Raw genomic sequence first — 9,912 nt, 5'->3', positions numbered from 1 at the left:
TGAAGACGGAGTGCAGGTTGTTGAACAATCGGACTGGAAGGCCGCTTGATGATATTTTGCTCATACACCAGAATTGACAATAACTCGTCTAAGTTTTAAAGAAGTCCATTATTTAGGCCTTCGAAAAACCCGCTATCTCTTATTTTTGAAATCATTGGCAATGCAGGACTTGGATTTGATAAGTGTAATGAAATTCGCAAACAAAGTAATGTCACTCACATCCAATTGTTCCTCCGATTCAGTTTTCGGAGGAACAATCAGAGCTATTGGAAAAACATACAATCAATTGGTAAAAAATAGTAGTTCGGGAATCGCGTCTTGCTTGTTTGACGTGATCTCATAGATCGGACCGCCCCAGTTAAGAGAAAATACACATAAGGCCTGATATGTACGTAGCCCTTACTTTCCGAAAGATGCGCAGTTGCTGCTCATCTTAATGCCATTTATCGAATAGTTTTGGCTCTCGCTTCTTAATCACATGCCTAAAATGAGGGCGAAATTTGATGCACTATTGACGTAAGCTCTCATAGCTTACTTCAATCCCGCGATACAGAAATCGCTCCGAAACATCTCGGTAGCTGTGATTAAATCAGTGATAACTCCATACCGCAATACTGATTATCTCTAAAGGATAACGATATCTCTTCGGCTTTTGCTCTAAAACTCTTTCTACTAGATAAATAGAGCTTAGCCCAACACTAAAATTAAGTTGATGATGTCTTTTTTACGACATAACCAATAATAAAAATCTAAGGCCCGTTTGTCATACTTCGTAATGTAATTAAATAGCCTTAACCCTGCAAAGTGCCGGCGTTAAATATAAGCTTTCGTTCGTTTATGCCAATTTTAAATAGGCATAATCACCCCAAAATTAACCAATAGATAAATAAAATGCCTAATTTACATGTTTTAATGACCAATCACTCAGATGTTAATTCTATTAAGCTTCTAATAAAACAATTACCGTTTATTAAAGATCATTATGGAGCTTTTATAGTAGAATGCGTTCCCTATGGAGTTAAAAATGAAGCGGTATTGAAATATCTTAGCCAAGTCATGCTAAGTTATGTTTTAGATTTAACGCCAGTTAAAGATCAATTAGGCCTTTCACAAACTCATCTTTTGGCCTTAAAAAATGTATTTGCTACCTCTTTAACTGATGAAGAGAAAATGCAGTTGAAGTATGAAGCAGTCAAGAAGATTGTTGATGACAATAAATTCAATTTTGCGCCCAATACAAAACGAGTATTTTATCAATTTTATTACTACCATTATCTCTCTGAAGCGTTAAAAAATGGTATTGAGTTGGTTGGAATAGAGCATCCATCCTATGCTCCTGGAGCTGGTAAATTTCAGGCAACTCGAGATCAGAGTATCGTTGCTAACACTTTAGAGGTGATGAAAGAAAAACAAAATTGTTTGATGCTTGTAGGTGCAAGTCATGGCATTGACTTAATTAAAGCTAAACAAAGTGGAACGATGAAAAACTGCTATACCCATTTATATTGTGATAACACAGTTATTAATGTCAACGCACCCAGCCAACTATTTAAAAAAGAAATAGAATCAGGCAATTATTCTTTAACTGAGCACCAATCCTATTTGTATCTAGATCTTTCTCAAAATAATATGGGCGATCAAGCCGCAATATTTCAGGAAAGAGTTTTAGCTACAAAATCAAAAAAATCAGTTTATCATGAATATGGTCGAAAGCCTGTGCAAGAAAAGAGTACTTTTTGCATGGCTTTAGCTGAATTGAGTGGTCTTCCCTTTTCTATGTCTTTCGACAAAGAATATTACGCAGATACAGTATGCACTATAGACAATAAACATAAAAAACAACGAGCTAAAACGATACAGGTAAAAACAGGTATTGGTACATTTTTTAAAAGTGATCATGGAGCAAATGTTTTTGTGGTCAAAAATACTAATGCTCCCGAAAATGGTGAGACTCTAAGACAAGCTCTTAAGGGTTGAGAGCTAAATACAGATACTCTAACACTAAAATTAAGTTGACGATGCCGCTCCAGGTGCAATTACGCGCAATTGACATGGCCCCGATGCCAGCCTTTGCCCCTCCACCCATCCCGCGGCATTAAACTTAAACCACTTTAAAGAGGAACTGACCCAACAAGGGGTAAGACTTAACGCGAAGGAGGCCTTTTTAAATCTTTGGCCCGACCGGTTACGGATACTTTAGAAAACGGTATTATGACATTAGGCCAAGCACTGGGAACAATAGCTTATCTCGGAAAATTGTTTCTCGTGTCATTTCTTTCACAAGATGAGCCAGTTGTAGAAAGTATCTCATAGACTGGTTATCATCTTGCACTTACCTTAACGTATGGTGTTTTTACAGTTGTATCTCCTTTTATGGCTGTAGGCTCTTTAATACACGTTCTGCGACCTCCCTATTATCATCCAATAGTGAAGGTCCTGAAGATAACAGTGTGAAATTACTTACTTATCCTGGGGATAGACTCTAGCAGTCATCTAGCTTAGCCTGGTTGCAGGCAACCAGGATTTCAATTTTATACCTCGTTCACCAAAATCACACTCTGAGAACTCTCTACTCCAGTTTTTCGGTAACAAACCTTCACGAACATACCTATGAAAGCTTGACTAAGGTATTCGTTCGGCCAAATACACCTACCACAGAATTAAAAACTGCATAAACTGAGCTTCTTAAAGAGGAGCTAGAAATGAAATCAAAAGAAGATTATTGGGAACGCCTATTTACTGGTTATGAACGAAGTGGATTATCGCAAGAAAATTTCTGTAGTGAGCACGGGATTTCTATCGAAAAATTGGCATGGCTCAAAAAACGAAGGAATGTAAAATAGAAACGGTTCGCCTCACAAGAAACGATGACCATCAAGGATGGTTAATTCTTGCACTCAACTTCAAGGCATTTCTTGCAAAACGGTGCTCTTTTCTCTTAATGACAGGCGGTTAATTTAAGTGCAGGCTGAGAGTATTGGTGGTTGCTAATCCAGTTCTCGAACAGGAAGATTCATCAAAAGACAACAGCACAGGAACGCGCTGACACGGGATGGCAATGGGCTGGCAACCAGCCAAACCAATTGAGCCTTTCTCTATGCCGCAGGTAAACACATCGCTTCATTGCTTTTGGGATAAATGAAGAAACCACATTAAGAAAAGGCTTACCTGCGCGCCGATTATCGCAATAATATAAATTAATCAACATATTAGATAACACCCAATCACCCTGCTTTTATTTTTCTGCGTTCAACTTTATTTTAACCAGTTGATTGAAAGGTCGGTTGGCGGTGCTAAGATGGCGTCCGTTTATCTGCCAGGATAAACAGGAAACGGGCTTTTTGGTTAGTTTCCCGACCGAACCACCCTGCTTTGATGCAATTAGTTTAAATGAGTGGTTAATCAAATACCTTACTTGTCCTGGTAGTTAATAGCAATTTTGTTTTATTCAGGCACGTTACTTGCTTTACGATCCCTCCCTTTTTTTAAGTAAACAAATGTTATGGTTTTAAGCAGTACGCGTTGATGAGAATAAAAATGTCCTAGCAACAGGAGTTTAGAATGACTAGCCTTATCGATACCGCTGTAAGAAAACTATCCGAACAAAGTTTAAGTGAACAGGCTTTACGTCAGCAGCTTGAGGCAGAATTTGCTGGTCTATCTGACCTTGATAGTCGCATTGATGCTGTCTTTAAACGTTTAAATGAATTGCAGCTGCTTAATGATTTAAGACTCGCTAAAAATATGGCGCAGCATTATGCCCACAAGGGCGACCGCTTCATCACCCGCCTCTTACAGCAAAAAGGATTTCAGGAGGCTGTAATCAGCCAGGCTTTGTCTTCGCTGGATAATGAGGTAAGTCGAGCACTTGAAGAGGCGCTTATAAAATCAGGGGCCGCTTGGGATAATTCGGAGCAATTAGTTGAGTTGCTTTATCGCTTTTTAAGCGGTCGCGCTTTCTCAGACACAACCATTCATGCAGTCATGAATAGGATTGGTGATAAAAAGCGATATCAACATCGAAGAGCTGCCTAGCATACCTTTGAAGCTCTTTATTGAATCTAATAGGGTTCCTTACTCTCTTTTAATTTGCATTTAGAGAATCTTCTACTACTCTTTTTTATTACAGAAATATTATTTCTCAAGAGAGCAAGTAATATTTCTTATGGAAAGGAACAATAATTAAGGAGCTAAAAATGAACCAGGATATCTTTGAAGGAAAATGGGAAGAAGTAAAAGGTCAAATGAAACAAGCTTGGGGATGGATGACTGATGACGATATGAAACAAATTGAAGGAAATCATCAGGAAATTTATGGCAAATTACAAAAACATTATGGCTATGGCAGAGAAGAAGCAGAAAAAGCCGTCACTAAGTTTCGCAATCAATTTAAACAACACTAATTAATGCAAAGGCCTCTCATATAGAGGCCTCTTTATTTTGAAATAAAGACAAGGAAAACAAAATGAATAGTCTATTTAAAATAATGCTTGGTGGATTTTTGGCGGTAGCTTCAACCTGTCTGGTAGCAGGCTCTACAACAGACATGAGCAAAGATTGGACTTGTACCACGAATGCCAGCAGTGCTACTACAGATGCGGATAAAGCAGCTGATGATAAATTGGCAAATACGAAAGATTCCGCTACGAGCTCTTTTTCTTAAGCAGCTCAAAATTGCCGCGATTGCACAAAAATTACGTGTGAAGTGAGCAATTAATATTTAATTCCTACTGCATTACTCGATGCAGTAGGGACCTTTTTGACTCTCGAGTTAAAAGCATAATAATTAAAATGATAAGAAGACCCACGCCGCGACTGGGATAATACCTCCATCCTCGGCTATACGGCCATGCAGGCAATACTGCTAACAAATTTCAACGTCTGAAGCGACAGGTCCTTTATCGCCGACCGCCGACGTAAAAAGCACACGCGCGCCTTCAGCGAGCGTTTTGTACCCATCCCCTTCTATTGACTTATAATGAACAAAATATTCGCGTTCATCTGCAATAATAAAGCCATATCCTTTTGCATTATTAAACCACTTTACTATCCCTGATACTTTTGCCATTGATTTTTCCGTCCTTCTGTAGTGGTCTTAAAAGTTAATCTTACTTTATTTCTTCTTAAATTTAAAAGAATCCAAGTAAAAACAAGGAACCATTAGGACAACATTATGAAAAGACCTTCTCTTCTTTTGCTCAATAACATTTGCTAAATCCAAGCACAGACGAAAAGATTGGAGGTTGCCTATCAAGTTTATGAACAAAGGGGCTCGGGGAAGGACAATGGTAGAGCCAAGGAAACAAGACACTCATCGGTAAAATTAGTACAAATACAACAATCCCATGTATAACTTTTTCTTTAGCATTTAATTTTCTTTCCAACCAATTTACAGAAAACTGAGAATGCAGATTCCAATTATTGCTGGCTGCATGCCTGTCCTGAGAAAAGACTACTATGTCCGTATTAGCACAGTGAGAATTTAACAAATCGATTTCAGTAATTTTTACCAAATTGTCCTTGGCACCATTTATTACAAGCAAAGGTGCATTTGATTGAGCAGGTAAATGCCCTTGATTAATCAGTGACAAATCGGAACAGTAACTTAAAAATGAGTTTCCTGTTGCTTCGATTCCACAAGAGTAGGCTAAGGTATTTTAGGTATCGAGGATTTTCTTTAACTTAGAATCAAATTCTATTAAAGTAGGAATTATTTGTCCATTGCTCTCACAATTGAGTTTCTTTTTAATACTTTCAAAATGTCGTTCTACCGTTCTTCTGGAAATCTCAAATATAGAAGCAATACGTTGTAGATTAAATTGATTATAATATAAATAAATCATTTGCTTTTCCCTGTGCGTGATATTTTTAGCACCCAAAAAACTAAAGGGAAGTTTATTGTAATCAAAAACTGTATCTTTTATCAGTTCGACCATTTGATGATTTGAAGATTGTAAAATAAAGTCCTTCAGTTGATTTTCATTATCGCAATTTTCCGAGTGAATGAGCTCATTCATGCGTATAATGCATTCTTTAGGGAGAGATAAAAAATTATCTTTTGAATGTAATCTTCGGATTTTGGCAGTTATATTGTCTGCTATCATTTTAAAGTAGTCCAGATTATTTACTATAAAATTATTTACAAGTCCTGGCTGATGATCGGAGGCAAAGGTCACCATTTCCACACGAGAAGAATCCTGATAAAAAAAATCTATAAAAAAAGTATAGTTCCTCTCAAGAAGACACTTTTTGATTCCAGAAGCGATTACATTATCATCAGGTACATTGCACACATAATAGTTATAATGTTGATAATTCTTTTTACAAAGATTTTGTTCTATGTATAACTCTTTGTTAAGAATTTCATCAATGATATATTTTTCGGAGTTTAGCTGTATGTACCTTCCTTCCAAATCAAAATACACATACCCCCAAAAATCTATACACGTTCTATCGAAAATGCTTCTATAGGCTTCACTCAAGTATGAGGTATATGCTTTCATATTTGTAATGGCGCTCATGATCACTCTTTTAATAGCCTCTATTAAGATATTTAAAAGCAAACTACGTAATTGGCCTTTATGGCATCTCTGGCAATCCGGTTACTATAAGTATATAACGTATCGGGCTGTGTTACACAAAATACAGCTAATTGCATCAAGCTTAGATTCTTTTGAGTATTTCTTTCTCATTGTCATTAGTTTCTCCAGTTAACTGCATTTTCTCTTAACTGGGATGGTCAGATCTAGGGACCACGTCAAACAAGCAAGACGCGATCCCCGAACTACTATTTTTTACCAATTGAATGTATGTTTTTTTCCAGTAGATCTAATTGTTCCTCCGATTCAGTTTTCGGAGGCGTAAAGAAACGGAAACTTCCAGTAGCAAGCTTGCTTACTATATTCGCAACACCCACAGTACATACGGAAACAGCAATAAACGTAATATCAGCAAATAATTTCGACCAACCACGATGTTTTGCTAGTTCTGGCCGCGCCTTTTTAATAGCCTCATCACATCGTTGCTTAAATTGTTCTGCACTGCCCTCGTTAATAAAAAAATCATCACCAGCCTCTGACACAGCACTTAGTAATTCTTCGGCCTTTTCCGCAGCAAGCTCGTAGCGCTTATCCTTGTGTGCTTTATTCCTCAGATCTAAAACTTTCTTTTTCATGGTTTCAACCGCAGCCTCAAATAACTCGCCTGCTTCAGCGAACTCTTTTGGAACAGCTGGAGCTTCCTCAACATCAACAGAACTATTTGAAATTATTACTGTTTTTTCATCAATTTTATCATTAAGAGAATGCTCTGGTTCTTCAACAACCTCATTATTTATGTTCAAGAGAGGTAAAAGCCTATTTATTTTATCTTCTAATTTGTTAATCAAATTTAATAAGAATTCATCTTTATTATTTACTTTATATGCTAATACACCTTTTTTAAGATTTTTTAATTCTTCCTGGCTTAAGTTCTCGATATTCCCACTTGCTTTTATAAGAGAAGAGGCATTGATGATTTTCATACAAATATCATGTGGAATAACGAAAGATACTTGTGATATTTTTTTGTTCTTAAATGCATATAAAGCATCTTCATTACTCACAAAAGGAGGGGAATAAATTGGTAAGATATGTTCAATAACTATTTCCGGTATATTTTCTATCATAGATTTAGAAATTAAATGTAATTGATTTTGATTATTTATTTCAAATAAATCATTAATACGATATCCAAAATGAAAATTAGAACCTTCAAAATATTGCGGCGTTTGACCTGTTGAATTGCCATCTATTTGACAACAAATAGTTGTATTTGAAAAATATTTTAGTACACCTGCATATTCAAGTGTCATGTACTCTAAAACATCAGACTTAGCTGTATCAAGCTGCAATTTTTCTAACAAATAATTCCTTAAATCCTCATACTTCATGATATAAATCCAGAGGTTGGTTAATTACATTACGAAGTATGACTAACCATCCTTAGCGTTTTATTGTTGGTTGTGTCGCAAAAACGACATCGTCAACTTAACTTTGGTGTTAAACTAAGCTCTATTTAGGTGGTGGCAAGATGTTGGTTGGAGAAAATCCCAAAAGATATCGTTATCCGTTAGAGATAATCAGGATTGCGGTCTGGAGGGTTCTGTTGCAAAAATATTTTTAGAGCGACCGGAGTTATTTTGGTCGAGTTTATGCCGTGACTGTTCAAAAATAGTTTGATTAACAGCTTGGTTATGCTGCCCTTTGCGTAACATAGGATACAATTCTATTCCTGCTAACGTTGCCTGTGCAGAATGAAAGGCTTTGAATCCATTCATAGGCCTGTTGATTTTTTTGATAAAGTGATGATTTTACTTGCCTATATTATTCAGGTATTCGCTTCTTTATCAACAGCTCGATACAAATAAAGCCACTTGCTTTTTACTTTAATGTAGGTCTCATCCATGCGGCATGAAATACCAACAGAACGTTTTTGGCGTTTAAGGAATGCCTCTTCCAGCAAGGAAGCATACTTAATAACCCAGCGATTGATGGTGAGGCGATCCACCTTAAGTCCGCGCTCCAGCTAACTCTTCAACATCACGATAATTCAACGGGTAGGCTAAGTACCACCTAACCAGCATCAAACTAATATCCTGCTTAAAATGACGCCATTTAAAACTAGTCATCGTTCAAAGTTAAGTTGACGATGTCGTTTTTGCGACACAACCAATAATAAAACTTTAAGGAAAGTTTATTAGGCTTCGCAATATAATTAAATATTAAGATTGCATGAGAATTTTCAATACACGTTTACCTTGAAGCCCGCTCTTTTCGGATAGGCTCTTAAGAATTCATGAATTTATCTCATGTATAGAGAGCTGTTATTTGTAGTGTGAGAATTACTATGCTAAAAACATTTGATAGGATGATTGAACTTTTCGCCCCTGAAAAGTTTGACTTAAAAAAATTAAAAGAACAGTATAGAAAAGCAGTTTTAATTCATCACCCTGACAAGGGTGGTAATGCAGATTTGTTTAAAGAGTTAAATTATTTTTATTCTCTTCTTCTTCCAATAATTGAAAATACTTTTTCAAAGAATGAGGTTGATATTATTAATGACATATTATCAAATTCTTCTTCAGATGTAAGAGAAGAGATATCTAGGCAAATCATAGCTATTAGACCAGGTTTTTTTCATGTTGTTGATTTACTAACACTTGGTTTTACAACCGTTATTGCAGCACCACTAGGGCCTCTGATATATGGTGTTGAAGGAATAATAGGAAAATATAGCCTTTCTTTTTTTAGTCCTGCTATAGCAAGCGCAGCAGGTACTTTTTCTTCTTTTGCTGGAGTAGGTGCCATAGCACTACCCTTATTTTTTTTCTCTAGTTCAATAACAGAAAACTTTATTGAGAAAAGCTCTTCTTTAAAAGAAAATCCAAATCTTAAAGAGTTTTTGAAAGATACATCAAATTTATTAATCGAATTAGGTTCGTTAGCCGCCGCCGCAGCTATAATGCAAGCACCAATTGCAATAACACTTTTATGCTCAATGATTATCCCAACAGCGATTTACGCATTCAAAACCCTGCAAAATGCTATAAATTCTGTTGCAACTTTTTTCCCAGAAGAAACAATATTGTCTTTAACTTGATAGCGCATTTCAAAATGCGCAACAAGTAAGGATATGTGTTTAAAAGGATCGGCACCGTCAACTTAGCTTTATTGTTAGGCTAAGCTCTATTTAGATGGTGAAATTACCAACACCAAATTTAAATTGACGATGTCGTTTTTGCGACACAACCAATAATAAAACGCTAAGGATGGTTAGTCATACTTGAGTTATTGTCAATTCTGGTGTATGAGCAAAATATCATCAAGCGGCCTTCCAGTCCGATTGTTCAACAACCTGCACTCCGTCTTCAAA

10 protein-coding genes and 1 pseudogene are annotated in these 9,912 nt (G+C 36.4%); 6 read left to right on the top strand and 5 right to left on the bottom strand.

Features of this window, described 5'->3' with window-relative positions; all coding sequences use genetic code 11:
• Nucleotides 1–891: 891 nt before the first annotated feature.
• From Lfee_RS06275 to Lfee_RS06260, 5 genes are all read left to right on the top strand, one after another.
• The gene (locus Lfee_RS06275; protein ID WP_058445002.1) at nt 892–1,977 is read left to right on the top strand and encodes a hypothetical protein; all 1,086 of its coding nucleotides are present in this window, start codon (nt 892–894) and stop codon (nt 1,975–1,977) included.
• A gap of 725 nt (nt 1,978–2,702) precedes the next feature.
• Entirely contained in the window at nt 2,703–2,843 is a 141-nt protein-coding gene (gene tnpA, locus Lfee_RS16935) for an IS66 family insertion sequence element accessory protein TnpA (protein ID WP_156413364.1), read from the top strand.
• Between the two features lie 718 nt (nt 2,844–3,561).
• Nucleotides 3,562–4,035: a regulatory protein RecX gene (locus Lfee_RS06270; protein ID WP_058445000.1), complete on the top strand. Its 474-nt coding sequence runs from the start codon at nt 3,562–3,564 to the stop codon at nt 4,033–4,035.
• A gap of 161 nt (nt 4,036–4,196) precedes the next feature.
• A complete protein-coding gene (locus Lfee_RS06265) occupies nt 4,197–4,403 on the top strand; it encodes a CsbD family protein (protein WP_058444998.1) in 207 nt (68 codons plus the stop codon).
• A gap of 62 nt (nt 4,404–4,465) precedes the next feature.
• Nucleotides 4,466–4,663 (top strand): hypothetical protein, encoded by a 198-nt coding sequence (locus Lfee_RS06260; RefSeq protein ID WP_058444995.1) that lies wholly within the window; start codon nt 4,466–4,468, stop codon nt 4,661–4,663.
• A gap of 64 nt (nt 4,664–4,727) precedes the next feature.
• Here Lfee_RS06260 and Lfee_RS16680 read toward each other — a convergent pair whose 3' ends face one another.
• The 5 genes and pseudogenes from Lfee_RS16680 to Lfee_RS16675 all read right to left on the bottom strand — a co-directional run bounded on the left by Lfee_RS16680 (nt 4,728) and on the right by Lfee_RS16675 (nt 8,668).
• A complete protein-coding gene (locus tag Lfee_RS16680) occupies nt 4,728–4,859 on the bottom strand; it encodes a DUF3309 family protein (protein ID WP_238584876.1) in 132 nt (43 codons plus the stop codon).
• A gap of 5 nt (nt 4,860–4,864) precedes the next feature.
• Complete coding sequence (locus Lfee_RS06255; RefSeq protein WP_058444993.1) at nt 4,865–5,068, bottom strand: cold-shock protein; 204 nt, start codon at nt 5,066–5,068, stop codon at nt 4,865–4,867.
• A 589-nt stretch (nt 5,069–5,657) separates the two neighbouring features.
• Complete coding sequence (locus Lfee_RS06245; RefSeq protein WP_058444989.1) at nt 5,658–6,521, bottom strand: helix-turn-helix transcriptional regulator; 864 nt, start codon at nt 6,519–6,521, stop codon at nt 5,658–5,660.
• Between the two features lie 266 nt (nt 6,522–6,787).
• On the bottom strand, nt 6,788–7,930 hold the full coding sequence (locus Lfee_RS06240) for a hypothetical protein (protein ID WP_058444987.1): 1,143 nt from the start codon (nt 7,928–7,930) through the stop codon (nt 6,788–6,790).
• 189 nt (nt 7,931–8,119) lie between these two features.
• A pseudogene (locus Lfee_RS16675) lies at nt 8,120–8,668 on the bottom strand (IS6 family transposase).
• Between the two features lie 218 nt (nt 8,669–8,886).
• On the opposite strand from Lfee_RS16675, the gene Lfee_RS06225 reads away from it, so the two are divergent.
• Entirely contained in the window at nt 8,887–9,639 is a 753-nt protein-coding gene (locus tag Lfee_RS06225) for a J domain-containing protein (RefSeq protein ID WP_058444981.1), read from the top strand.
• The last annotated feature ends 273 nt before the right edge of the window (nt 9,640–9,912 follow it).

Source organism: Legionella feeleii, assembly GCF_001467625.1.
Taxonomy (GTDB): domain Bacteria; phylum Pseudomonadota; class Gammaproteobacteria; order Legionellales; family Legionellaceae; genus Tatlockia; species Tatlockia feeleii.
This window is presented reverse-complemented; position numbering and strand designations above follow the sequence as displayed.

What these genes read in the sequence shown, in the direction of transcription:
- Lfee_RS06245 (WP_058444989.1), bottom strand. Translation starts at nt 6,521, where the DNA reads ATGAGCGCCATTACAAATATGAAAGCATATACCTCATACTTGAGTGAA.
- Lfee_RS06265 (WP_058444998.1), top strand. Translation starts at nt 4,197, where the DNA reads ATGAACCAGGATATCTTTGAAGGAAAATGGGAAGAAGTAAAAGGTCAA.
- tnpA (WP_156413364.1), top strand. Translation starts at nt 2,703, where the DNA reads ATGAAATCAAAAGAAGATTATTGGGAACGCCTATTTACTGGTTATGAA.
- Lfee_RS06275 (WP_058445002.1), top strand. Translation starts at nt 892, where the DNA reads ATGCCTAATTTACATGTTTTAATGACCAATCACTCAGATGTTAATTCT.
- Lfee_RS06270 (WP_058445000.1), top strand. Translation starts at nt 3,562, where the DNA reads ATGACTAGCCTTATCGATACCGCTGTAAGAAAACTATCCGAACAAAGT.
- Lfee_RS06225 (WP_058444981.1), top strand. Translation starts at nt 8,887, where the DNA reads ATGCTAAAAACATTTGATAGGATGATTGAACTTTTCGCCCCTGAAAAG.
- Lfee_RS06260 (WP_058444995.1), top strand. Translation starts at nt 4,466, where the DNA reads ATGAATAGTCTATTTAAAATAATGCTTGGTGGATTTTTGGCGGTAGCT.
- Lfee_RS06255 (WP_058444993.1), bottom strand. Translation starts at nt 5,068, where the DNA reads ATGGCAAAAGTATCAGGGATAGTAAAGTGGTTTAATAATGCAAAAGGA.
- Lfee_RS06240 (WP_058444987.1), bottom strand. Translation starts at nt 7,930, where the DNA reads ATGAAGTATGAGGATTTAAGGAATTATTTGTTAGAAAAATTGCAGCTT.